General features: G+C 71.2%; 25 protein-coding genes. 20 read left to right on the top strand and 5 right to left on the bottom strand.

Features of this window, described 5'->3' with window-relative positions:
* Window positions 1–79 precede the first annotated feature (79 nt).
* The 10 genes from OP18_RS20675 (at window position 80) to OP18_RS20630 (ending at window position 11,440) form a co-directional block, all read left to right on the top strand.
* On the top strand, window positions 80–424 hold the full coding sequence (locus OP18_RS20675) for a DUF485 domain-containing protein (protein ID WP_033360602.1): 345 nt from the start codon (window positions 80–82) through the stop codon (window positions 422–424).
* Entirely contained in the window at window positions 421–2,184 is a 1,764-nt protein-coding gene (locus OP18_RS20670; RefSeq protein WP_033360601.1) for a solute symporter family protein, read from the top strand. Before OP18_RS20675 ends, OP18_RS20670 begins: the two co-directional genes overlap by 4 nt.
* Window positions 2,185–2,252: 68 nt before the next feature.
* Window positions 2,253–3,224, top strand: coding sequence for an NAD-dependent epimerase/dehydratase family protein (locus OP18_RS20665; RefSeq protein WP_033360600.1), 972 nt, complete (start codon window positions 2,253–2,255; stop codon window positions 3,222–3,224).
* A gap of 71 nt (window positions 3,225–3,295) precedes the next feature.
* Complete coding sequence (locus tag OP18_RS20660) at window positions 3,296–4,558, top strand: LCP family protein (RefSeq protein WP_052387039.1); 1,263 nt, start codon at window positions 3,296–3,298, stop codon at window positions 4,556–4,558.
* Window positions 4,559–5,096: 538 nt separating this feature from the next.
* A complete protein-coding gene (locus OP18_RS55275) occupies window positions 5,097–6,434 on the top strand; it encodes an LCP family protein (RefSeq protein WP_052387038.1) in 1,338 nt (445 codons plus the stop codon).
* A gap of 39 nt (window positions 6,435–6,473) precedes the next feature.
* A complete protein-coding gene (locus OP18_RS20650; protein ID WP_245635471.1) occupies window positions 6,474–6,794 on the top strand; it encodes a rhodanese-like domain-containing protein in 321 nt (106 codons plus the stop codon).
* A gap of 10 nt (window positions 6,795–6,804) precedes the next feature.
* On the top strand, window positions 6,805–7,614 hold the full coding sequence (locus tag OP18_RS20645; protein ID WP_245635470.1) for a glycerophosphodiester phosphodiesterase: 810 nt from the start codon (window positions 6,805–6,807) through the stop codon (window positions 7,612–7,614).
* 128 nt (window positions 7,615–7,742) lie between these two features.
* Entirely contained in the window at window positions 7,743–9,233 is a 1,491-nt protein-coding gene (locus tag OP18_RS60700) for a sensor histidine kinase (RefSeq protein ID WP_033360598.1), read from the top strand.
* A gap of 4 nt (window positions 9,234–9,237) precedes the next feature.
* Window positions 9,238–9,636 (top strand): ATP-binding protein, encoded by a 399-nt coding sequence (locus tag OP18_RS20635; RefSeq protein WP_052387037.1) that lies wholly within the window; start codon window positions 9,238–9,240, stop codon window positions 9,634–9,636.
* A 916-nt stretch (window positions 9,637–10,552) separates the two neighbouring features.
* A complete protein-coding gene (locus tag OP18_RS20630) occupies window positions 10,553–11,440 on the top strand; it encodes a DUF5926 family protein (protein WP_033360597.1) in 888 nt (295 codons plus the stop codon).
* A gap of 113 nt (window positions 11,441–11,553) precedes the next feature.
* Here OP18_RS20630 and OP18_RS20625 read toward each other — a convergent pair whose 3' ends face one another.
* A complete protein-coding gene (locus OP18_RS20625; RefSeq protein WP_033360596.1) occupies window positions 11,554–12,747 on the bottom strand; it encodes an arginine deiminase in 1,194 nt (397 codons plus the stop codon).
* A gap of 191 nt (window positions 12,748–12,938) precedes the next feature.
* On the opposite strand from OP18_RS20625, the gene OP18_RS20620 reads away from it, so the two are divergent.
* The 5 genes from OP18_RS20620 (at window position 12,939) to pheA (ending at window position 16,445) form a co-directional block, all read left to right on the top strand.
* Complete coding sequence (locus tag OP18_RS20620) at window positions 12,939–13,643, top strand: hypothetical protein (protein WP_245635469.1); 705 nt, start codon at window positions 12,939–12,941, stop codon at window positions 13,641–13,643.
* 133 nt (window positions 13,644–13,776) lie between these two features.
* Window positions 13,777–14,208 (top strand): hypothetical protein, encoded by a 432-nt coding sequence (locus tag OP18_RS20615; RefSeq protein ID WP_033360594.1) that lies wholly within the window; start codon window positions 13,777–13,779, stop codon window positions 14,206–14,208.
* 289 nt (window positions 14,209–14,497) lie between these two features.
* Complete coding sequence (locus tag OP18_RS20610; RefSeq protein ID WP_033360593.1) at window positions 14,498–14,902, top strand: ACT domain-containing protein; 405 nt, start codon at window positions 14,498–14,500, stop codon at window positions 14,900–14,902.
* 54 nt (window positions 14,903–14,956) lie between these two features.
* The gene (locus OP18_RS20605; protein WP_052387034.1) at window positions 14,957–15,475 is read left to right on the top strand and encodes a hypothetical protein; all 519 of its coding nucleotides are present in this window, start codon (window positions 14,957–14,959) and stop codon (window positions 15,473–15,475) included.
* Between the two features lie 31 nt (window positions 15,476–15,506).
* Complete coding sequence (gene pheA / locus OP18_RS20600; RefSeq protein ID WP_033360592.1) at window positions 15,507–16,445, top strand: prephenate dehydratase; 939 nt, start codon at window positions 15,507–15,509, stop codon at window positions 16,443–16,445.
* A gap of 72 nt (window positions 16,446–16,517) precedes the next feature.
* Here the strand turns inward: pheA and OP18_RS20595 are convergent, their stop codons facing one another.
* From OP18_RS20595 to OP18_RS20580, 4 genes are all read right to left on the bottom strand, one after another.
* Entirely contained in the window at window positions 16,518–17,225 is a 708-nt protein-coding gene (locus OP18_RS20595; RefSeq protein ID WP_081970936.1) for an AIM24 family protein, read from the bottom strand.
* A gap of 82 nt (window positions 17,226–17,307) precedes the next feature.
* Complete coding sequence (locus tag OP18_RS20590; RefSeq protein ID WP_033360591.1) at window positions 17,308–18,039, bottom strand: AIM24 family protein; 732 nt, start codon at window positions 18,037–18,039, stop codon at window positions 17,308–17,310.
* 62 nt (window positions 18,040–18,101) lie between these two features.
* A complete protein-coding gene (locus OP18_RS20585; RefSeq protein WP_211273615.1) occupies window positions 18,102–18,449 on the bottom strand; it encodes a metallopeptidase family protein in 348 nt (115 codons plus the stop codon).
* Window positions 18,450–18,505: 56 nt separating this feature from the next.
* Window positions 18,506–18,931: an OsmC family protein gene (locus OP18_RS20580; RefSeq protein WP_033360589.1), complete on the bottom strand. Its 426-nt coding sequence runs from the start codon at window positions 18,929–18,931 to the stop codon at window positions 18,506–18,508.
* Window positions 18,932–19,000: 69 nt separating this feature from the next.
* On the opposite strand from OP18_RS20580, the gene OP18_RS20575 reads away from it, so the two are divergent.
* The 5 genes from OP18_RS20575 to OP18_RS20555 all read left to right on the top strand — a co-directional run bounded on the left by OP18_RS20575 (window position 19,001) and on the right by OP18_RS20555 (window position 22,527).
* Window positions 19,001–19,489 carry a hypothetical protein gene (locus OP18_RS20575; RefSeq protein WP_033360588.1) on the top strand — a complete coding sequence of 163 codons (489 nt, stop codon included), beginning with the start codon at window positions 19,001–19,003 and terminating at the stop codon, window positions 19,487–19,489.
* Window positions 19,482–20,099: an NADPH-dependent F420 reductase gene (locus OP18_RS20570; RefSeq protein WP_033360587.1), complete on the top strand. Its 618-nt coding sequence runs from the start codon at window positions 19,482–19,484 to the stop codon at window positions 20,097–20,099. Before OP18_RS20575 ends, OP18_RS20570 begins: the two co-directional genes overlap by 8 nt.
* A 15-nt stretch (window positions 20,100–20,114) precedes the next feature.
* Window positions 20,115–20,783 carry a hypothetical protein gene (locus OP18_RS20565; RefSeq protein WP_033360586.1) on the top strand — a complete coding sequence of 223 codons (669 nt, stop codon included), beginning with the start codon at window positions 20,115–20,117 and terminating at the stop codon, window positions 20,781–20,783.
* Between the two features lie 119 nt (window positions 20,784–20,902).
* Window positions 20,903–21,718: an HAD family hydrolase gene (locus OP18_RS20560; RefSeq protein ID WP_033360585.1), complete on the top strand. Its 816-nt coding sequence runs from the start codon at window positions 20,903–20,905 to the stop codon at window positions 21,716–21,718.
* Window positions 21,715–22,527, top strand: a complete 813-nt coding sequence (locus OP18_RS20555; protein ID WP_033360584.1) for an HAD family hydrolase — start codon at window positions 21,715–21,717, stop codon at window positions 22,525–22,527. Before OP18_RS20560 ends, OP18_RS20555 begins: the two co-directional genes overlap by 4 nt.
* Window positions 22,528–22,965: the final 438 nt, after the last annotated feature.

Raw genomic sequence — 22,965 nt, 5'->3', positions numbered from 1 at the left:
CCGGGGATCTTCACGCCCCGCCCGGCCGCTTCCTACCGTGCGCCGTACCCACACCCCAAACGGCAGGTGGTGATCCCCCATGAGCACCGAGACACCGGTGCCGACCGGCACGGGCGACAACCGTTACGTCTCCGTCGCCAACACCCCGGAGTTCGCCGCGTTGCGCCGCGCCCTGCGACGCTTCGTCTTCCCGGTCTCCGCCGCGTTCCTCGTCTGGTACGCGCTGTACGTCCTGCTCTCCGCATACGCCCGCGACTTCATGAGCACGAAGGTCGTCGGCCACGTCAATATCGCGTTGATCTTCGGGCTGCTGCAGTTCGTGTCGACGTTCCTCATCGCCTGGCTGTACACCCGCTACGCCGACCGCCGCGTCGACCCGCTCGCCGACGAGCTGCGCGCCAAGATCGAGGGGAGCCCCGAATGAACGACGTCACCCTCGCGGTGTCGGCGTCCACCACCCGGACGCTGACGCTCACGCTGTTCGTCGTGCTGGTCGCGGCCACCCTCGCCATCACCATCTGGGCCAGCCGGCAGACCAAGAGCGCCGCCGACTTCTACGCCGGCGGCCGCTCCTTCACCGGCTTCCAGAACGGCATGGCGATCGGCGGCGACTACATGTCGGCGGCGAGCTTCCTCGGCATCGCCGGCATCATCGCCCTCAACGGCTACGACGGCTTCCTGTACTCCATCGGCTTCCTCGTCGCGTGGCTCGTCGCGCTGCTGCTCGTCGCCGAGCTCATGCGCAACTCCGGCCGCTACACGATGGCCGACGTCCTCGCGTTCCGGATGCGGCAGGCGCCGGTGCGCACCGCCGGCTCCATCTCCACGATCATCGTGTCGATCTTCTACCTGCTCGCCCAGATGGTCGGCGCCGGCGCCCTCGTCGCGCTGCTGCTGGGCATCAAGGCCGGCGACACGTTCCTCGGCATGAGCGCGGAAACCGCGAAGATCGTCACCATCGCCCTCATCGGCGTGCTGATGATCGTGTACGTGACGGTCGGCGGCATGAAGGGCACCACCTACGTCCAGATCGTCAAGGCGTTCATGCTCATGCTCGGCGCCCTGCTGCTGACGCTGATGGTGTTCGCCGCGTTCAAGTTCAACCTGTCGTCGCTGCTCGGCGAGGCCGCCGCCAAGTCCGGCCGCACCCCGCCCGAGTCGTTCCTGCAGCCCGGCCTGCGCTACGGCCGCGACATCGCCGGCAACGCCACCGCCACCCTCGCCAGCAAGCTCGACCTGATCTCGCTCGGCCTGGCCCTGGTCCTCGGCACCGCCGGCCTGCCGCACATCCTGATCCGCTTCTACACCGTCCCGAACTCCAAGGCGGCCCGCAAGAGCGTCGTCTGGGCGATCGGCATCATCGGCGTCTTCTACCTGATGACCCTCGCCCTCGGCTTCGGCGCCGCGGCACTCGTCGGACGGCAGGCCATCCTCGCCCAGGACCCGGGCGGCAACACCGCCGCGCCACAGCTCGCCGAGGCACTCGGCAAGCGCTACCTCGGCGGTGACTTCGGCGGCTCACTGCTGCTCGCCGTCATCGCGGCCGTCGCGTTCGCCACCATCCTCGCCGTCGTCGCCGGGCTCACCCTGGCCTCGTCGTCGTCGCTGGCGCACGACCTGTACGCCAACGTCATCAAGCGCGGCCAGACCACCGAACGGCAGGAGGTCGTCGTCGCCCGGTACTCCGCGTTCATCATCGGCGCCGTCGCCATCGTCCTGGGCATCTTCGCCCGCAACCTCAACGTCGCCTTCCTGGTGGCGCTCGCGTTCGCGATCGCGGCGTCGGCGAACCTGCCGGCGATCCTCTTCTCGCTGTTCTGGAAGCGGTTCAACACCCGCGGCGCGACCTGGGGCATCTACGCCGGCCTGCTCTCCGCCGTCGGCATCGTGCTGCTCAGCCCGATCGCGTGGGGCGGCGTCAGCGACGCCCGCACCCCGGCGACCCTCAACGCCGCCCAGGCGAAGACCTGCGGCGTGGACCAGAAGTCCAAGGAGGTCTCCAACGCCACCGCACTGTTCAGCTGCACGACCCCGGCACCGATCCCGCTGGAGAACCCGGGCCTGATCTCGATCCCGATCGGGTTCATCTTCGCCGCCATCGGCGCGATCACCAGCAAGGAACGCGACCAGGACAAGTTCGCCGAGCTGGAGGCCCGCGCCCTCACCGGCGCCGGCGCCCACTGAGAAGTAGTGCGCCGGGGCCGGGGCACCGCCGATCCCCGTCCCCGGCGCACTGCCGCTAGGCTGGTCCCATGGTCGTTGTTGCGCAGCGTTACGGCGAGGGACACCGGATCCTGCTCACCGGTGGTGCCGGATTCGTCGGGTCCCACCTTGCCGACGCCCTGATCGCCCGGGGTGCGCAGGTTGTCGTGATCGACAACTTCGTCACGGGCAGTAAGGACAACGTCGCACACCTCGTCGACCACCCTCGATTCACCCTCGTCGAGGCCGACGTCAGCGAGCCGTTGCCGGCCGTCGAGGCCCTCGCCGCCCGGTTCGACGCGATCATGCACTTCGCGTCCCCGGCCAGCCCCACCGACTTCGCGCTGCTGCCCGTCGAGATCCTCCGCGTCGGCTCCCTCGCCACCCTCCAGCTGCTGGAGCGGGCCGTCGCCGACGGCGCCCGCTTCATCATGGCCTCCACCTCCGAGGCCTACGGCGACCCGCTCGTGCACCCGCAACCCGAGACCTACTGGGGCAACGTCAACCCCATCGGCATCCGCAGCGTCTACGACGAGGCGAAACGCTTCTCCGAAGCGGCCACCATGGGCTACCACCGCGGCCGCGGCGCCGACGTCGGCATCGTGCGGATCTTCAACACCTACGGCGAGCGGATGCGCCCCGACGACGGCCGCGCCATCCCCACCTTCATCTCCCAGGCGCTGCGCGGCGAGCCGATCACCGTGCACGGCTCCGGCACCCAGACCCGGTCCATCTGCCACGTGTCGGACCTCGTCCGCGGCATCCTGCTGCTGCTCGACTCCGGCGAGACCGGCCCGATCAACTGCGGCACCGAGCACGAGATGACCATGCTCGAGCTCGCCGACACGATCGTGCGGCTATCCGACAGCACCTCCACGGTGTCGCTGCTGCCCCGCACCGCCGACGACCCCGAACGCCGCCGCCCCGACCTCGGCAAGGCCCGTGAGCTGCTCGGATACGAGCCGACCGTCGGACCCGAGGAAGGGCTGCGCCGGACCCTGGAGTACTTCCGCTCCCGGTGACTCTCCCGGCTTCGTGCCGCGCCCGACCGGGTTACGTGGCGTAGCGGCGATGGGTTCGTATCGTGGGTTTCATGTCCACCACGCCAGCATCCAACGGCTCTTCGGGTCGCGCTTCGGTGCCCAACGCCCTCCCGCCCAGCGCGGGAGCTCGCGCGCGCGTCTCCGGCGCAGCCACTCCGACCAGCCCGGCGACGCCTGGCGTCTACGGTAAGGCCACCGTCGCCTCCGGTGGTGGCGGTGGCGGCGGCGTCGTGCCGCCCCGCCGGCCCGGCGGCAACGAATACCCCGGCCGCAGGAAGATCCGCCCCCGCTGGGGCCGCATCGCCCTCGTCGCCGGCGCCGCGATCGTCGTGCTGGCCCTGCTGGCCGGCGTCGGCGCCTACAGCTACTACCGGTACGTCGACGCCGGCCTGCAGCGCGACGACCCGTTCGGCGAGATCACCGGAGGCCGGCCCGCGAAGGTCGCCGACGGCGCCCTCAACATGCTCCTGCTCGGCAGCGACTCCCGCGACCCCGACAACAAGGGCAAGGCCGGCGAGTGGCGCACCGACACCATGATCATGCTGCACATCCCGTCCAGCCACGACAAGGCGTACCTCGTCTCCATGCCCCGTGACCTGTACGTGTACATCCCCAAGAGCAAGACGACGCAGTACGGCGACACCAAGGCCAAGCTCAACGCGTCGTTCTCGTGGGGCGGCACCCCGCTGACCGTGCAGACGATCGAGAAGTACACCAACGTGCGCATGGACCACGTGCTGCTCATCGACTTCGGCGGCTTCAAGCAGGTCATCGACGCCCTCGGCGGCATCGACATGAACATCGAGGCCGACATCACCTCCATCCACCCGCCGAAGCGCAAGTTCAAGAAGGGCATGAACCACCTCAACGGTGACGAGGCCCTCGACTACGCCCGGCAGCGGTACCAGTTCCCCGACGGCGACTTCGCCCGGATGCGCCACCAGCAGCAGATGATGAAGGCGATCCTCGACAAGGCCGTCAGCTCCGGCACCGTCAGCAACCCGGCCAAGCTCAACTCGTTCCTCAAGGCGATCACCAAGGCGATGACCGTCGACAAGGACTTCTCGCTCGCCGACATGGCGCTGCAGTTCCGCAACCTGCGCAGCGACGACCTGACCTTCCTGGTCAGCCCCAACGACGGCAGCAAGAAGATCAACGGCGAGGACGTCGTCGTGCCGAACACGACCAAGGCCGAGGCGCTGCACACCGCCATCCGCACCGACAAGATGGCCGACTGGGCCGCGGCGAACGCCCCCAAGCCGGCGGCGAGCGGTTCACCCCAACCGTCGACGAAAACCACGACGAAGAAGTGATCATTCCGGCATCCCGGGCATGTCTCCCCAGCGGTGGGGTTGCATGCCCGGGCTGTCGTATAGATCTCATTGCCGAAGTCGCTGTGCACCGAGTAGAAAACGCCTGATTGGTGGCATCTCTTCGGATCTTGTGCAGTGACGCTGGTCGGCACGATCCCCGCCGCGAACGTAGACTCGGATAAATCCCCGCCGGAGTGTGGGGCGCGCAGTCGGGGGCGACATGCAGCAGGACCAGGACCCGTCGGGGCAGCAGCCGGCGGGGCGCCCTGAACAGGACTCACCGGCACAGGTCGACGCGGCCGCGGCTGCCGAAGTGCCGCCGAACACGGGCGCCGCTGGGTCGGACATTTCGGATTTGTCCGCCGGCTCGTCGGCGGCGCAGCCCGCCTCTGCCGCTGCCTCCGACGCTGCCCCCGATGCCGCAACCGAGGACGGCGCTGCCGGCGGTCCGGCCGCCGGCGGTCCGGCCGCCGGCGGTCCGGCCGCCGGCGGTCCGGCCGCTGCCGACGCCGCTCCGGACAGCGCGGCTGCCGGCGCTGTGGCCGCCGGCGGCACGGCTTCCGATGACGCTGCCTCCGATGACGCCGCCGCGGACGGTACGGCCGCCGATGACGCCGCCGCCGATGACGCCGCCGCGGACGGTACGGCCGCCGATGACGCCGCCGCGGACGGCGTGGCCGCCGACGGCACTGCCGCCGATGACGCGGCCGACGACGGCGCGGCCTCCGGCGGCACCGACGTGGCCGCCCCGGCGAAGCCGCTCACCCGCCGGCAGAAGCGCAAGGCCCGCAAGGCCGCCCTCCCCGGCCGTGACCCCGTCTGGGCGAAGCTGCTCGTCGTCGTCGGCGCCGTCCTCCTCGTCGTCTCCGCCACCGTCGTCACCGGCTCGCAGGTCCTCGCCAGCCGGTACAGCAACAGCGTCCACCAGGAGAACCTCCTCGGCGCCAACGCCCGCGCCGGCAACGACGACAAGAAGGAAGAGCGCCGCAGCAGCGTCAGCGGCCCCCTCAACTTCCTCCTCCTCGGCTCCGACCTGCGCGCCAAGGACCCCGAGGACGGCCAGCGCTCCGACTCGATCATCATCGTGCACATCCCGGTCAGCCTCGACCGGGCGTACCTGCTGTCGATCCCCCGCGACCTGCGGGTCAAGATCCCGGCGTTCGAGCCCACCGGCTTCCGCGGCGTCAACCACGAGAAGATCAACGGCGCGTTCCAGCACGGTGGCGGCGGCGCCGGCGGCGTCCAGCTCCTCGCCGAAACGCTCACCGAACTGCTCGGCATCCACTTCGACGGCGCCGCGATCGTCAACTTCGACGGCTTCAAGGCCGCCGTCGACCTCCTCGGCGGCGTCGACATGTGCATCGACCAGAAGGTCACGTCGATCCACCTCGGCTACGACGCCAACGGCAACTACCTGTCACCCGAGCACGGCGGCCGGCCCGCCGTGTACGAGGTCGGCTGCCACCACCTCGAGTCCTGGCAGGCGCTCGACCTCGTCCGGCAGCGCAAGAGCCTCGCCAACGGCGACTACGACCGGCAGAAGAACCAGCAGAAGTTCATCCGCGCCATCCTCACCAAGGCCCAGCAGCAGAACCTGACCACCAACCCGATCGCGCTCGACAAGCTCATCCGCGCCCTCGGCAGCGCCTTCACCGTCGACACCAACGGCGTCGCCCTCGAGGAGCTCATGTTCGGCCTGCGCAACGTGCGGCCCAGCAGCCTCGTCGGGCTGACCGTGCCGTCCGAGACCCAGGACATCGGCGGCATCTCGTACGTCATCGGACTCGACGAAGCACAGGCCCTGTACACCGCCATGCGCGACGACACGCTCGACGCGTGGGCGGTCGAGAACCCCACCTGGGTCAACCCGATCTGAGCCTCTTATAGGCTGGTGCCCGTGTTCAGGGGATCCGCTGTGCCGACCGTCACGGTCGACGACGTCGCTGCCGACGCCTACATCCTCGACGTCCGCGAGGACGACGAATGGGCCGCCGGCCACGCACCCGACGCCACCCACCTGCCGATGATGCAGATCCCGGCCCGGATCGACGAGATCCCCACCGACCGGGACGTCGTCGTCGTGTGCCGCGTCGGAGGCCGCTCCGCGCAGGTCGTCGCCTACCTGCAACAGCAGGGCCTCGACCGCACCATCAACCTCGACGGCGGCATGTCGGACTGGGCGGCCGCGGGCCGGCCCATGGTGAGCGAGGACGGCGGTGCACCAAGGGTCGCCTGAGCGGCCGTGGGTGTTCGCGCACAGGGGCTCGTCGTACCGGCACGCCGAGCACACCCTCGACGCGTACCTCCTCGCCATCGAGGAAGGCGCCGACGGCCTCGAGTGTGACGTCCGGCTGACCCGCGACGGGCACCTCGTCTGCCTCCACGACTCCCGCATCGACCGCACCAGCGACGGCCGCGGCCGGGTCAGCGTGCAGACCCTCGCCGAGCTCGACCGCTTCGACTTCGGCTCGTGGCGCACCGACCTGCCCGAATCACCCGACGGCCTCATCACCGACCGCAAGCTCGCCGACGACCGGTGGCGCGGCCGGGTCCTCACCCTCGACCGGCTCCTCAGCCTCGCCGTCGACGCCGGCCGCCCCATGCGCCTGCTCATCGAGACCAAACACCCGACCCGCTACGGCGCCGCCGTCGAGACCGCACTGATCACGCTGCTGCGCCGGTACGGGCTGCACCGCCCCGACGCCGACCAGCCCGTCCACGTCACGATGATGTCGTTCTCCGCCACCGCCGTGCGCCGCGTGCGCCAACTCGCACCGGGCCTGCCCACGGTCATGCTCATCGACGTGTGGTCCGTGCCCAGCCGGATCGGCTGGCTCCCACCCGGCAGCAGCATCGGCGGACCCGGCGTCTCGCTCCTGCGCGCCTCCCCGGAGATCGTCGAACGCCTCCACCGGCGCGGCTTCCCCGTGTACGTGTGGACGGTCAACGAACCCGACGAAATCGACCTCGTCGTCAAGCTGAAAGTCAACGGCATCATCTCCGACCGGCCCGCGTTCGTCATCGAACGCCTCCGGGAGCGGGGCCTGCGAGATTGACCATCATCTTGCTACCGCATTGCTACCACGGAATCCACCGGGCCAGGTGAGCCCGACGACGGATTCCCGAGCAGAGAAGTTTCGGCAATAGCCTTTCAAAGCGAAGCGTGGGGAGGCAGACTCGCACCATGGTCGATGCTCGGGATCCGGTCGACGCCACCGCCGTGTTCGGCGGGCTGGCCGAGATCGCCGAGCAGCTCGCGACCGGCGCCGGCGGCCTGCCCGCCCTGCAGCGCACCGTCGACGTCACCGCCCAGGCCACCTCGGCCGCCGGTGCGTCGTTCATCGAATACGGTCACGACAGCGGCCGGGTCGTCGCCGCCACCGGAGCCCTCGACTGGTCCCTCGGCCGGCCCGTCGACCTGATCCACCCCACGCTGCGCGGGCTGCTCCAGTACGGCTCCCGAGTCCGCGAATTCCCGGTCAGCCTCCTCGGCACCGTCGGCGGCGAGCACCTGCGCGGCCGCGGGCTGGCCCGCTTCATCGCCGCCGAGGTCAACGCCGGCAACACGCCCGTCGGCGTCCTCGCCGCCGGCTACCGTGACGCCGAAGGCACCGCCGGCACCGCCGAACGCGCCGCCCTCGCCTTCCTCGCCAACCTCGTCGGGCTGCAGTACACGCTGGGCCGTGGCCTGCCCATCCACACCGACGCCCCGGCCATCGACCCAGTCGACGAACCCTTCGCCCTGCTCGACGCGGACCACGTCGTGCGCACCTGGAACCCGGCCGCGGCGCTGCTCACCGCCCGGTCACCCGACGCCGCGATCGGCGAACCCTGGCCGTTCCCGCTGCCGACCGGCGCCGAAACCGTCGAGCACCAGATGGCGTGCGGCACCTGGATCCAGATCAGAGCCGCCACCAAGCCCGACACCACCGACATCAGCGTGTCGTTCCGCGCCCGCGCCGAACAGCCCGCCGACGGACGGGACCTGTTCATCGCCCTCACCGGTCACGAGCTGCGGACCCCGATCACCGTCATCCGCGGGTACGCCGACACGCTCGTCGAACACTGGGACTCCCTCGACGAGGGCTCCCGGCGCGACGCGATCTACGTCGTCGGCCAGCGCGCCCGCGAGCTCAGCCGGCTGGTCGACCGGCTGCTCAACGCCGTCGGCGACGAGTCCAACCCGGCCGACGCGTCGGCGCTGCTGCCGTTCGACCTGATCGAGACCTTGACCGCCGCCGTCGACGACCTCAGCCCCGAGCAGCGCCGCACCCTGACCGTCGCCCTGCCGCAGAGCCTGCCGAAAGCCCTCGGGGAGCGCGCCACCCTCGCCACCATCCTGGCGGAATTTGTTACGAATGCGGGTAAATACTCCCTGAACTGGGTAGAAGCCGTCCTGACCGCAGGGGCGGACGCGCAGACCGTCTGGTTCAGGGTCGCCGACCGGGGCATCGGCATCCGTCCAGAGCACGTTGAGCGGGCGTTCGAACGCTTCTGGCAACTCGAAACCGGCGACCAGCGCACCCGCGGCGGCGTCGGCCTGGGACTCTATCTCGTGCGTAGGATCGTTGAGCGTCAACATGGATGGGTATCGTTGCGTCCACGCCAAGGAGGCGGGACCGTCGCGGAAGTGCGACTGCCCCGCGCCGACGCAGATACCCATGGGGAGGCTTGAGAGGGTGTCCACAACCGTCGCTGAGCGCGCCTGGTGCGTCGTCGTCCCGCATCACGCCCGTGGCGCGCACCTCGCCCGCCACCGCCTCGCCCACGAGCTCGACGCCCTCGTCACCGAGGACCGCCTCGACGACGCGGTCGCCATCGCCGCCGAACTGGTCGGCAACGCCGTCCGCCACGCCGCCCCCCTCCCGGGCGACGTCATCCGCGTGGCGTGGCGCCTGCTCGACGACGACACCCTGGAGATCAGGGTGACCGACGGCGGCTCCCCGGCCGGCCCCGAGCTGCGCGTGGCCGCCCCCGACGCCATCGACGGCCGCGGCCTGACCATCGTCGCCGCCCTGGCGAAGGGCTGGGGCGTCGAACGCGACGGCCTGGGCCAGTGCGTCTGGGCCAAGCTGTAGGGCTGTACTGCCGCCCCACTGCTTCGCAGCGGGTCCCGGCGGGGGGTTCCCACCCCGCACCCCCCATGCTCGCTGCGCTCGCACTGCCTGCGCTGCGCGCGGCAGCTTGTGGCGCTGGCGCGCGGCATCCCCGTGGTTGCTGCCCCGTTGTGTCCTCCGTGAGCGCCTGGCCGTTTCCGTGGGGGCCGGCTGTCCTTCGTGGGGCGCTCGGCTGTCCTCTGTGGGAGCGCCTGGCCGTTTCCGTGGGGGCGCCCGGCTGTTCTCCGTGGGGGCGGCTCGGCCTGGAGTCGTGCGGACGCGCCGGCACCTAGCCGTGCGGGCGGTTGGCCCCTAGTCCTACGGGTGCACCGGCCCGGAGTCGTGCGGGCGGCTGGCCCCGAATCGCCGGCGTGACGGGGGGCAGGGTCTCTGCGAGATCGGCGTGCCCACGGTCCGTCGACATCTGCTTGCCTACGGTCCGTCGAGGTGGAGCGATCAACCTGCGTGGGTCCGATCGAGAGCCTGAGCACGCAGATCTTGGCTGTCCAACCTCGCGGGCGGCCCGGTCGCCGGCCTGTGGGCCTGCCTCGCTCGCCGTCTTGCGGTTGCGAGCGCGAGCGAGCGGTCAGTGGTCGCCAGGCTGCTGAAGCTGACCCGGGCCGACCGGACCGTACGTACAGCTCGACAACGCGGGTGACTCGTCGCCGTGCTGACCGCCTATGGGCACGATACTCCACCACAGGAAATTGATCTTCGGAGTGGACACCGTCCGTAGTCATGCCGGCGGCCAGTGCCACCATCGTAAGGGGCCGCGCGCAACTGTCCCACGTGGATATTTCCGTATTGCTCCGAAATGGGAGCGCTGGCGGGTGAGAGACGCGCCCAGGGTGGTGGGTGTTTGCCCACGGCGCGGCGGGACCGCCTAGGCTGGGTCGCCGTGAGCAAGCGAGCGAAAACCCCCCGTGGCCGGTCCACCGACGGTGAGAAGCGCCAGAAGATTCGTGACGTCTACGTGGGCCGCCCGTTCGAAGGGCTGGCCGACGAGCCGGAGTGGATCGCGCTGCGTGAGCTGGTGCCGGCGGCCTCGGCGCCGTTGAAGTTGGCGCCTGACCTGGTCGAGCGGTACGGCGACCGGCCGGTCATCCTCGCGACGGTGCTGCCGATGGCGTGGCCGGCGATGACGAAGCCCGACGGCCGGGTCTTCATCGGGCTGCAGCGGCACGTGCAGTCGGGGGACGTGTCGCGGGATCTCGCGGTGGCGTTGCAGTGCGCGCTGGACACGCCGGTGGGCAAGACGGTGAACATCCCCGCGTTGCCGGGGGTGGGGCCGCGGCTGCAGGACGTGATCGTGAACGCGCCGCTGGACATCACGGTGCACACGGGGTTCGAGTTCTGGCTCGAGGACAACGCGACCGACGACCCGAACGTGCGGGCGTCGCTGGAGCGGGCCAACGCGAGCATCTTCCCGACGGTGCGGCTGTCCGCGGCGCCGGCGACGTACTGGTGCCGCGTCACCGACCGGTCCCACGTACGGCTCGTCCTCGGCGACGACGAGGACCGGGCGCTGGACGCGCTGTCGCGGCTGTCGGCGGGTGGCGGGCTGCTGCTCGGTGACAACACCAAGTTCGCCGGCATGTTCCGCGCGCACGGGCTCCTCGCGCCCGTCTGGGACCTGCCGCTCGAGGTGGAGGCGGAGGAGTGGGAGGCACCGGTCGCCGAGTTCTCGAAGCGGTACGCCGAAGCCCTCGCCGTCACCGAACCGCTGACCGCCGCGGAACGCCGCAGCAAGCAGGGCCTCCTCGGCCGCCTCCAGCCGCTGCGCTGACGAAGCCAAGCCGCGAAGCCGAGCCGCGAAGCCGAGCCGCGAAGCCGAGCCGCGAAGCCGAGCCGCGAAGCCGAGCCGCGAAGCCCGAAACGCGAAGCCCAGAAACGCGAGAACTACCCAGCGGCCCGCAGGATCGGGGCGGACATGCACCGTGGTCCGCCCCGGCCCGAGCCCAGCTCCGACCCCGGGATCCGGATCACCTCGATCCCGTTGCGCTCCAGCTGGGCGTTGGTCTCCACGTTGCGCTCGTACGCGACGCACAGCCGGGGCGCGATCGCCAGGGTGTTGTTGCCGTCGTCCCACTGCTCACGCTCCGCGGTCACCGGGTCGAGGCCGGTGTCGATGATCCGCAGCGTGTCGATCCGCATCGCCTTGGCCGCGCCCACGATGAACGGCTCCGGGCCGGAGACGGCCGGCTCGCCCGACGGGCCGGCGGTGACCGTCCACGACTGCAGGCTGCTCGCCACGTTCGGGTACATGACGACCGCGTCCACGTCGACCATCGTGCAGACCGTGTCCAGGTGCATCGTCGCCCGCTGCTGCGCGATCGGCACCACCAGCACCGTGTGTGCCAGCCCTCGCTCGAAGCAGCGCCGGGCGAGCCGCTCCGCGCCGGCCGGCCGGGTCCGCTCGCCCACGCCGACCGCGACCACCCCCGGCGCGAGCAGCAGCACGTCGCCGCCCTCCAGGTGCTCCAGGCCCGGCTCGTACACCAGCGACGTCCCGGCGAACCGGGGATGGTGCCGGTAGATCGCGTGGGTGAGGGTGGTCTCGCGGCGCCGGGCGTGCATCGCCAGGCTCGTCACGGCCACCTGGTCGCCGATCCAGACGGATGAGTCGCGCGTGAACAGCAGGTTGGGCAGCGGGTCGATGACGAAGTCGGACCGGTCCATCAGCGCGTGCACGATGCCGCCGCCGGCGCGCAGCTCGGCGCGGGACAACCCGGCGATGAGCGTGGTGGCCAGCGCCGCCGGGTCGAGCGCGGCGAGGTGGTTCGCCACGTGGCGGCGCAGCGTGTCGCCGAGGCGGACGTCGTCGAGCACCGCCCTGGTCACTTCGTCCCGCGCCGTCGGTACGGCCACCGTCTCGGCCAACAGGTCCGACACGTACACGACCTCGACGCCGTGCCCTCGCAGGGCTTGCGCGAACGTGTCATGCTCTTCCTGAGCACGCCCGACCCACGGGATCCCGTCGAACAGCAGCGAGTCGTTGTTGCGCGGGGTCAGCCGGGCCAGCTCCGCGCCCGGGCGGTGCAGCAGCACCGTGCCGAGCCGGCCGACCTCGCTGTCGACGTGATGATGGCTCACCAACTCAGCCTAACGGCTGACCCGATATCCACCGGTTCGGCGCCATCTGCAAATTCACGAGACATCGTGAATGTGGCATTCATCCCAGTCATTCCAAGTCTTTCACCTGTCGAGTCATGCCGGTAGCCTGTTTGAACACGTACGGTGTTTGAACACACACGCAACCGAGCGGCGACTTGGAGGTGTGCGAGATGACCGAACTGCTGCACCGCGGCGGGACGGATTCGCAGCCCGAAGGGTTTGACGATCGCATCATTGTTGATGCCGGCCGGCCTTCCCCCATTGACTGGATGCGTGAGCGGCGCGCCGAGCGCGGAGCTCGCAGGGAAGAGGCGGGGCACAACCGTCTGTACCGCAGGATGGGCAGCCTCATCGGCCGTCTCGGCGACGAGTGGCACGTCCTGGACCTGCGGGAGCTGACCGGCGCCGAACGCCGCTCGTTCCTCGCCGTCGGCCCCGGTGGGGTGTTCGCGGTGACGGTCAAGGACCACGGGCGCAGCCGCGTCTCGTTCGCCGGCGACATCGTGCAGATCGACGGCAAGCGCCCCAAGTACGTCGAGGAGACCCGCGCCGAGGCCAAGGCCGCCGCCGAGGCGCTGTCGCGCAGCGCCGGGGTGTCGATCCCGGTCATGCCGATCCTCGCGTTCGCCGGCACCGGCAAGATCAGCTTCTACGGGGTGCCGAAGGGCTGCCTGGTCACCGCGTACCACGAGCTGCCCCGCGTCCTGAACGCCCGCGGTCACCGGCTCGCCGGGGAGACCGTCGACAAGGTGTTCTCGCTGGCGCTGCATCCGGCCACGTGGTCGTCGCAGTCCTATGCCGCGTTCGCCGAGAGCTACCGGTGGTACAAGGATGGCGATCGCGTGGGCACTGACAAGCGGAGTGACGCGGAGTAGCCTCTGCGGCGTGGAGCCGCTCGACACGAAGCGCCGGATTGAGCAATCGCTGGGGACCGATCACACGCTTGCGGATGCGATGATGAGTTCGCTGCGCGGACGCGTCCGCAGCACCGGTGCCTGAGGAGGCGCTGTGGCGCATGTCGAGCTGTCCATCTCCGACCCACACCTCGTCCGCTCGCCCGACCCGGCCGAGTCGTCACTCGACCGCTGGGCGGCGACGGTCGCCGACGCGGCTGAGCCGAGCCTGGTGATCGACGACAAGGCGGTCATCGTCGCGGTGTCCGCCTCGTTCGAGGACCTGCTCGGGCTCACCGAGTCCGCCATCGACCGCCCGCTCGTCGACGGTGTCCTGCAGCTGCTCGACTTCGGCGACGGCGGCGCCCTCGACGCGTCCGAGATCAACAAGACGCCGCCGCTGCTCGCCCTGTCCTCGGGGCGGCTCGCCCGCGGCCTGGTCCGGGTGCGCTGCGCGACGGGACCGCGCACGTTCGACGCGATCGCCACCCCGCTGCTGCAGGACGGACAGGTCGTCGGCTCGCTGACCTTCTTCAGCACGGTCTGAGCGCGAGCACGGTCTGAGCGCGAGCACGGTCTGAGCGCGCGCACGGTCTGAGCGCGAGCACGGTCTGAGCGCGCGCCGGAAGGACGGGCACGCTGCCGTCGCCGGCGCCCGGTGACGCGCGCCCCGGCCACACGCCCCGACCACGCTCACGACCGTGCTCCCCGACCGCGCTCCCCGGCCGCGCGCCGTAGCCCGGTCGTGGCCGGCGATCACACCACAGTGCGCCGCGCACGTGGCCTGGCTCACGTGCTACCGACACGCACCGCGTTCGCACCGTACGCTCCTTGTCATGTTGGACCTCCAGGTGCTGCCAGGCGACTACGCGATCTGCCGCCTGCCGGCCGGATCGCCCGTCCCGCCGGGACTCGTCGAGGCGGTGGCGGCCGGCACCGACGTCATCTCGGTGACCTGGACCCCCGACGAGGTGTCGATCCTGTGCCCCGCCGACCGGGCGCCCGCCGGCGCCTCCGTCGAGACGCCGTGGCGCTGCCTGCGCGTCGCCGGGCCCGTCCAGCTCGCCCTCACCGGCATCCTCGCGTCGATCGTCTCCCCGCTCGCCGACGCCAGGGTCAACATCTTCGCGTTCTCCACCTTCGACACCGACTACGTGCTGGTGCCGGCCGTGCGGCTCGGCGAGGCCCTCGCCGCGCTCAACGCCGCCGGCCACCGCGTGACGACGTCCGGGGCCGTCTGAACCCCGCCGCAACCGCCGGACCGGGCAACGGACTGACGTCCTACGATGTGCTCCATGCGCACCGCGGCCGCCGTGCTCGGCATCGTCACCCTTGGATGCCTGCTGTCCGGCTGCACCCGCTCCGGCGACTCCGGACCCCTCCTGCCGCCCGTGTCGGCCCCCGCGGCGAGGTCGGTGAGCCCGACCCCGGTCCGCACCCCCAACGTCCCGCCGGCGCGCACCAGCACCCCCGCCCGCTCGGCGAGCACCGGCGCCAGCCCGAGCCAGCTGCCGTTCTCCGAGGCGTACGTCTCCCAGTGCAACGGCCGCCCGACCGGCGAGCAGGTCGTCGCGGCGGTCCGCCGGGCCCGGCCCAGCCTGCCCGGCGGCAACGGGCTCACCGTGAAGTCGGGGCCGCTGTGTGCCGGCGTGTGGCAGTACACCGTGCTCACGGTCACCGGCAGTGAGCCGCTGCAGGTCATGTCCAAGGGCGCACCGACGGCGCTGACCGTCGTCACGGTCGGCACCGACCCGTGCACGGTCGAGGTGAAGGCGACCGCCCCGCCGGCGCTGCTCAACGCCGCCAGCTGCTGAGCCGCCCGCGGCAGCGTCTAGGCTTGGAAACATGCCTGGTGTACCGCCGACGCGGTTCGTGTACCTGGGGCCGGAAGGCACGTTCTCCGAGCAGGCGCTCAGGACTGTCCCGGCCGCCGACCGCGGGGTGCTGACCCCGGCCCGCAGCGTCCCGGAGGCCCTGGACGCGTTGCGCGCCGGTGAGGCCGACGCCGCGCTCGTCCCGCTGGAGAACTCGATCGGTGGCCAGGTCGGCGTCACCCTCGACGAGCTGGCCAACGGCGAGCCGCTGATCATCACCCGCGAGGTGGTGCTGCCGGTGCAGTTCGTGCTCGCCGCCGCCGACGACCGGTCGCTGGACTCGATCCGGTCCGTCGCCGCGCACCCGCAGGCGTCCGCCCAGTGCCGCAGGTGGCTGCGTGAGCACGTGCCGCAGGCGACCGTCGTCGACGTGCTGTCCAACGCGACCGCCGCGATCGGCGCCGGCACCGGCGAGTTCGACGCCGCGGTCTGCGCCGCCATCGGCGCCACCCGCTACAAGCTGCACGTGCTGGCCAAGGACATCGCCGACAACCCCGACGCGGTGACCCGCTTCGCGCTCGTGTCGCGCCCCGGGCCGCCCCCGCCGCCGACCGGCGACGACCTCACCACGCTCGCGGTGTACATCGCCCACGACCGGGTCGGCGCGCTGCTGGCGGTACTGACGGAGCTGTCGGTCCGCGGGGTCAACCTGACCAGGATCGAGTCCCGGCCGACCGGCGAGCGCCTCGGCCGCTACGTGTTCTTCCTCGACTGCGGCGGCCACGTCGCCGAGGCCCAGATGGGCGAGGCGTTGCAGGGGCTGCGCCGCATCTGCGCCGACGTGCGGTTCCTCGGCTCATACCCGCGGGCGTCGAACGGTGACCCGCCGCCGCGCCGCGCCCCCGGCCTGTCCGACGACGACTTCACCGACGCCGCAAGGTGGCTCGCCCAGCTGCGCACCGGCACCTGAGCCGGCGGGTCGAAGGTCGAAGGATGGGCGGGGGTGGTCCCAGGGCCCATCCTTCGACCTGGGGAATGATGATCAGCCGCCGAGGCTGCCGAGGAGGCCGCCGCTGCTGGACTGGGCCGCCGCCGGCTTGCCCTCGCTGGGCTGGACGATGACGAAACCCTGCCCCTGCAGCACCAGCTGGAAGAGCTCGCCCGAGCCGCCGCGCAGCATCGACTTGAGGCTCTGGTTCTTCTGGATGCTGGTCTGCAGGCTGCTCGACCACCCGACGACCGCGTCGGTGTCGACCAGGACCGGTGCCTGCGGGCTCACCGGGATGATGATCGGCGCGCCCTCGGTCACGATGGCGAGCTTGCCCTGACCGGTGAACACGCTGTTGAACAGGCCGCCGCCGAACATGCCGGCGCCCTTCACCATCTGGATGTCGTACCGCAGCGAGGGGTCGAAGCAGAGGACGTTCTTGCCGTTGATCGACAGGGCGTCGTTCGGCTCGATGTCGAGGATGTGGCAGTCGGACGCGGCGTCGGCGAACCACACCTCGCCCTGTCCGCGCACGGCCATGAGGGACAGGCCCTCACCGGTGACCGCACGCTTGAGGAAGTTGCCGACGCCCTGGCTTTTCACCTCGAACTGGAGGTTGCCGCGGAACGCGACCATGGCGCCCTGGCGGGCCAGGACCTCGCCGTTCACGGCGTACTTGACGCACTTGGAGTGCTGCAGGCTCATGCCTGCCTGAGTTGGGGGCTGGGCCATGTTTTCGGCCTTGAAGATGTCACCGCGCACGCTGCGCAGCGTAACGGGTCCTCCGCGGGCGCGCGGAAGACCCGTTGCCAATCCTGAGAGACCCGTTACAAAAGGGCCGGCCTCAGCTGCCGAGCAGGTTGCCCAGCACGCCGCCGCCCTGCTGCTGCCCCTGACCGCCGGCGAGCCCCTGCGGCGGCTCCTCCGACGGCTGGACCACGACGAAACCCTGCCCGGCGAAGCTCATCGTGAAAGCCTCACCGGTGCTGCGGCCGAGCAGCGTGCCGATGCCGAGCTGGTCGGCGCGGTGGTAGCCGGTCTGCAGGCTCGCCGACCAGCAGATCGCCGCCTGCGGATCGACGTAGGTGGGCGCGTCGACGGTCAGCACCACCGGGGTGCCCTTCGTCGTGATCGCGAGCCGGCCCTGGCCGGTGAACACGCAGTTGAACAGGCCCGCCGACGACATCATGCCGACGCCCTGGACCATCTTGATGTCGTACTGCAGCGACGCGTCGAACGCGAGCACGTTCGCGCCGTTGATCGAGATCGCGTCACCGGGCTCGAGGTCGATGAGGTGCACGTCGGAGGAGCGGTCGGCGAAGAAGACGTCGCCGCGGCCGGAGACCTTCATCAGCGGCACGCCCTCGCCGGTCAGCTTCGACTTGAGCCACTTGCCGACGCCGCCCGAGCCGAGCGCCTGGAACTGCACCTGCCCCTGGTAGGCGACCATCGTGCCGGTCCGGGCCATGATCTCGCCGTTGAGCTCGGCCTTGAGCATCTTGGAGTTCTGCAGCCGCAGTCCGGGCTGCTGCGACTCCTTCTCCATGTTTTCGGCGGCGAACAGCGCACTGCGCATAGGGCGTCCCTTCGATGACGTTCATGACCCGCACCCGCGACGGTAGGTGCCGGTGGCAAGTCTCAGCCCCAGCCCAGCGCGTGCAGGCGCCGGTCGTCGATGCCGAAGTGGTGGGCGATCTCGTGCACGACGGTGATCGCGACCTCCTCGACGACGTCATCCTCATCGTCACAGATCGCGAGGATCGGGTTGCGGTAAATCGAGATCCGGTCGGGCAGCACGCCGGAGTAGTCCCAGCCGCGCTCCGTCAGCGAGAACCCCTCGTACAGGCCCAGAAGATCCGGTTCGTCCGGCGGTGGGTCGTCCACCACCAGGATGACCACATTGTCCATGAGGTCGAGCAACTCCTCCGGGACCTCGTCCAGGGCCTCGCCCACGAGCTCCTCGAAGCGTTCCTTGCTCATCGTCACCGGCATGCCAAAGAGGGTCCCCCACGACGGGGGACCCTCTCAAGTGCGAAGACGGCTCAGACGAGCTTGGCGTCCAGGGTGATCTCGACGGCCGCGAGGGCCTTGGAGATCGGGCAGCCGGCCTTGGCGTCGGCGGCGTGCTTCTCGAACTCGCTCGCGTCGATGCCCGGGACGTCACCGCGGGTGGTCAGGTCGATGCGGGTGATGGCGAAGCCGCCGTCCACCGGGCCGAACTGCACCGCGGCGGACGTCTCCACCGACGTGGGCGTGAACCCGGCCTTGGCCAGGCCGTTGGACAGCGCCATCGAGTAGCAGGCCGCGTGCGCCGCCGCGATCAGCTCCTCCGGGTTGGTCCCCTGGCCGCTCTCGAAGCGGGAGGGGAAGGAATACGAGCCCTGGAAGGTGCCCGAGCCGGTCGAGACGGTGCCGGCGCCGGACTTGAGGTCGCCCTCCCAGCGGGCGGATGAAGTGCGAGTAGGCATGAACCAGACGCTAGCCCATTGCGTGTGTTCCCACCGACGAGCTCGGCAGTCTTGGGAGGGATCAAGTTGATGCAGCGCAAACTGGTGCAGATCGGCGGCTGGCTCGGCGTGTCCGGCCTGCTCACCGGCATTGCCTCCATCTTCGTGCCGTGGGTGCAGCAGCTGGTGGTGACCGGGTCCGGGCGCCGGGCCCAGCAGCGCCTCGACAGCATCACCGTCCTCAATCTCGAAAAGGGACTCTGGTACGTGATCCTGCTGCTCACTCTGGTCGCGATCCTCGGCGCGGCGGCGCTCGGCACCAACCAGGGCCGCAAGCTCGCGGGCCTCGCCGGGCCGATCCTGTCGCTGGTGACCGCGTCGCTCGTAGTGGGCCTCATCACTACCTTCGACGGGCAGCTCACCGGACCCGGCCGGATCGCGGATGTGGGCACGTCAGCGGGTAGCTGGCTGGCCCTGGCGGCCATGCCGCTGCTCGGGTTCGCGTGCGGGCTGCTCGCGATCGGCCGCGCCGGGCGGCATGTTTCCGCGCCGGCCGGTGTTGCCGCTGGACATGACTGATCTCAATGTGGGCGTCCTCGGCACGGGCATGGTCGGGGAGGCGATCGCCACCCGCCTGGTGGAGGTCGGGTACGACGTCGTCATGGGTTCCCGCGACGCGGCCAACCCCAAGGCCGTCGCCTGGGCGGAGCGGACCGGCGGGCGGGCCGGCACGTTCGCCGACGCGGCCGCGCACGGTCCGCTGCTGTTCAACGCCACCCCCGGCGGCGCGTCGCTCGACGTGCTGCGCGCCGCGGGTGACCTGGCCGGCAAGGTCCTCGCCGACATCTCCAACGACCTGACGTCCGCGGCGGTCAAGCCCGTCGCCGCCGGCCTGCAGGCCGCGTTCCCCGAGCTGAAGGTCGTCAAGACGCTCAACACCGTCAACTGCGAGATCATGGTCCGGCCGGACCTGCTGTCCCAGCCGCACACCATGTTCGTCGCCGGCGACGACACCGACGCCAAAGCACTGGTCAAGGGGGTGCTGGCGAAGTTCGGCTGGCCCGAGCGCGACGTGCTGGACCTCGGCGGGATCGACAAGGCGTTCGCGATGGAGCAGTACCTGCCGCTGTGGCTGGCGCTGTGGGGCGTCAAGGGCGATCTGCGGTTCAACCTGAGCGTCGTTTCCTGAGCTACCCTGCCCGGTATGACTGAGCCGGTCGTCACCGGAGCATCGACCACCGACACCTCCCAGACCGCCCTGACCGCCTGGCCCGCCGACGCTCCGCCGCCCGCCGGCACCACGCCGGACGCGGCGGAGCGCGGCGCCGGCCCGGTCGCCGTGGCCGTGCTCGCCGTCGGCTTCTGCCTGGCGGCCGCCGCCCAGTACCTGCCGTGGAGCTCCGTCAACCTGCGCGAGGCCGCGGTGGCCGACCCGGACGTGTCCGCGAGCACCGTGCCGGAGAGCATCGACGTCGACCTGGCCAGCCTGAACAGCGGCCCCTTCGTCGTCTACCTGGGCACCCTGACGCTCGCGCTGGTCGGCATCGGGATCCTCCTTACGACCCGCGGCGCTGTCCGGCGGGGCGCCGCCGCCGGTGCGCTGGCCATGCTCGCCGGCAACGCCCTCGTCCTGGTCGGGTTCAAGCAGATCATCGACCGGCTCGGGTACAGCCCGCTCGCGTCGTACCGGCTGCCACAGGACGCGGTGCACGTCGGCACCGGCTACCCCCTCGCCGCCGCCGCGACCGCACTGCTGGCCGTCGGTGTCGTCATCGCCGTGCGCGGGCTCGGCCGCCCCGGACGGCGTGCACGCCGGGACGACCCGCATGACGGCTCGGAGCCGCTCGAGCTCACCGTCACCCCGCTGCACTGAGCGGGAAACGCCGCCGTCATCAGGACGTCGTACGTTCGGTTGAGATTCACTCGCATGGTGTGACCCTGGCGGATACCAGAGGTACGGTTGCTGCCCCGCTGACGCGGAAGGAGCACCGAATGCGGAGTTTGCCCAAGCTCGTCGCGACCGACCTCGACGGCACGCTCGTACACAGCGACGACACCGTGAGCGACTACACCCGTGCCGTCCTGGAGCGGGTCAAGGCCGCCGGCATCCACATCGTGGGCGCCACCGGCCGCGGCCCCAGGCTGACCGGGCTCATCCGGTCCGACATCCCCGCCGCGGACTTCCTCGTCATGGGCGGGGGCAGCCGGGTCGTGGACGTCCGCGACCCCGAGCACCCGGTCGTCCTGCGCGACGAGCGCCTCGACGGCGCCGCCCTCGCCGAGGTCCTCGCTCGTCTCGAGCAGGAGCTGGGCACCCTGTCCGTGCTGGTCGAGGCCGGTGACCACCACGAGGCGCCGCTGTGGGGCGACGCCGACCCGCACTGGCGCTACCCCGACGTCGTCGAGGCCCGGGTCCGCGCCGAGTGCCTCACCGGCCCCGTCCTCAAGGGCTTCGCCAGGCACCCCACCTGCGACGTCGACGACGTCCTCGCCGTCGCCGAACGGGTCGTCCCGCCGGACCTCGCCACGATCACCCAGGCCGGCCTCGGCTACATCGAGATCTGCCCGCCCGGCGTCGACAAGGCCACCGGCCTGCGGTTCGTCGCGACCGCCCTCGGCATCGACCCCGGTGACGTGCTCGTCTTCGGCGACATGCCCAACGACGTGCCGATGTTCCGGTGGGCCGGGTTCGGCCGGGTCGCCGTCGGCAACGCCCACCCGGCGTTGAAGGCCGTCGCCGACGAGACGACGCTCACCAACGACGAGGACGGGGTCGCGACCTATCTCGAAGCTATGTTGACGTTGTGACGCAGACCCCGCGACTGGTGGCAACGGACCTCGACGGCACCCTCGTCGGCCAGGACCGCACGGTCAGCCGCCGCACCGCCGAGGTGCTGCGCCGCCTCGACGCCGCGGGCGTGCTGATCGTGCTCGTCACCGGCCGTCCGATCCGTTGGCTGCATCCCGTGTACGACCAGCTGCCCGTCGCCCCGATCGCCATCTGCGCGAACGGGGCGGCGACCTATGACCCCGGCACCGACAGCATCGTGCACAGCACCCCCATCGAGCCCGGCACCCTCGCCGAGGTCTGCGAGCGGCTGCGGGCCAAAATCCCCGGCGTCGTCTTCGCCGTCGAGCGCGACGGCGGCCGCCAGATGCGCCACGAGGCCGAGTTCCCCGTCGGGCCGTGGGAGGTCAACCACCATTCCGTCGGCCCCGTCTCCTACGCCGAGCTGCTGACCCGGCCCGCCGCGAAGCTCCTCGTCCGCGCCGGTGTCCAGCAGTCCGACGAGTTCACCGCCCTGGTCGGCGAGTGCCTCGAAGGCCTCGCCGAGGCGACCCACTCCTCCTCCAGCGGCATGGTCGAGGTCTCCGCCGCCGGCGTCACGAAGGCGTCCGCGCTGGCCAGGGTGGCCCGCGAGCAGGCCGTCACCGCCCACGAGGTGATCGCCTTCGGCGACATGCCCAACGACCTGCCCATGCTCGCCTGGGCCGGCCGCGGCATCGCCATGGCCAACGGCCACCCCGCCGTCCTCGCCGCCGCCCACGACATCACCGCCGAAACGAACGACGGCGACGGCGTGGCCGTCTACCTGGAGCAGCTCTACCGCTACTGAACCGCGCCGCCCCCCGACCTCACACCCACGTCCGTGCGCGGCCCGGACGCCGGTGCCGCCCACCCGCGAACCATCGGCGCGGCGCGGGCGGGGCGGAGTCAGCGCGACGCGGGCGGGGCGGGCGGCGCGGGCAGGGACGGAGTCAGCGCGTTGCGGGCGGCGCGGGCGGCGCGGCGCAGGCGGGGCGGGACGGCGCAGGCGGGGCGGGACGGCGCGGGCGGGGGCGGAGTCAGCGCGGCGCGGGCGACGCAGGGCGGGCGGGGCGGCGCGAGCGGGGCGGCGCGGGCAGGGCGGCGCAGGCGGAGACGGAGTCAGCGCGGCGCGGGCGGGACAGCGCGGGTGGGACGGAGTCAGCGCGGCGCGGGTGGGACAGCGCAGGCGGAGACGGAGTCAGCGCGGCGCGGGCGGGACAGCGCGGGTGGGACGGAGTCAGCGCGG

The sequence above is a fragment of the Dactylosporangium aurantiacum genome, assembly GCF_000716715.1.
Lineage (GTDB): Bacteria > Actinomycetota > Actinomycetes > Mycobacteriales > Micromonosporaceae > Dactylosporangium > Dactylosporangium aurantiacum.
The sequence above is the reverse complement of the archived record's forward strand: the minus strand, read 5'-3'. Positions and strand labels throughout refer to the sequence as shown.

Bases quoted from the DNA above. Each gene is read 5' to 3' on its own strand.
- OP18_RS20675 (WP_033360602.1), top strand. From the start codon at position 80: ATGAGCACCGAGACACCGGTGCCGACCGGCACGGGCGACAACCGTTAC.
- OP18_RS20670 (WP_033360601.1), top strand. From the start codon at position 421: ATGAACGACGTCACCCTCGCGGTGTCGGCGTCCACCACCCGGACGCTG.
- OP18_RS20665 (WP_033360600.1), top strand. From the start codon at position 2,253: ATGGTCGTTGTTGCGCAGCGTTACGGCGAGGGACACCGGATCCTGCTC.
- OP18_RS20660 (WP_052387039.1), top strand. From the start codon at position 3,296: ATGTCCACCACGCCAGCATCCAACGGCTCTTCGGGTCGCGCTTCGGTG.
- OP18_RS60700 (WP_033360598.1), top strand. From the start codon at position 7,743: ATGGTCGATGCTCGGGATCCGGTCGACGCCACCGCCGTGTTCGGCGGG.
- OP18_RS20620 (WP_245635469.1), top strand. From the start codon at position 12,939: ATGACCGAACTGCTGCACCGCGGCGGGACGGATTCGCAGCCCGAAGGG.
- OP18_RS20610 (WP_033360593.1), top strand. From the start codon at position 14,498: ATGTTGGACCTCCAGGTGCTGCCAGGCGACTACGCGATCTGCCGCCTG.
- OP18_RS20605 (WP_052387034.1), top strand. From the start codon at position 14,957: ATGCGCACCGCGGCCGCCGTGCTCGGCATCGTCACCCTTGGATGCCTG.
- pheA (WP_033360592.1), top strand. From the start codon at position 15,507: ATGCCTGGTGTACCGCCGACGCGGTTCGTGTACCTGGGGCCGGAAGGC.
- OP18_RS20590 (WP_033360591.1), bottom strand. From the start codon at position 18,039: ATGCGCAGTGCGCTGTTCGCCGCCGAAAACATGGAGAAGGAGTCGCAG.
- OP18_RS20580 (WP_033360589.1), bottom strand. From the start codon at position 18,931: ATGCCTACTCGCACTTCATCCGCCCGCTGGGAGGGCGACCTCAAGTCC.
- OP18_RS20575 (WP_033360588.1), top strand. From the start codon at position 19,001: ATGCAGCGCAAACTGGTGCAGATCGGCGGCTGGCTCGGCGTGTCCGGC.
- OP18_RS20570 (WP_033360587.1), top strand. From the start codon at position 19,482: ATGACTGATCTCAATGTGGGCGTCCTCGGCACGGGCATGGTCGGGGAG.
- OP18_RS20565 (WP_033360586.1), top strand. From the start codon at position 20,115: ATGACTGAGCCGGTCGTCACCGGAGCATCGACCACCGACACCTCCCAG.
- OP18_RS20560 (WP_033360585.1), top strand. From the start codon at position 20,903: ATGCGGAGTTTGCCCAAGCTCGTCGCGACCGACCTCGACGGCACGCTC.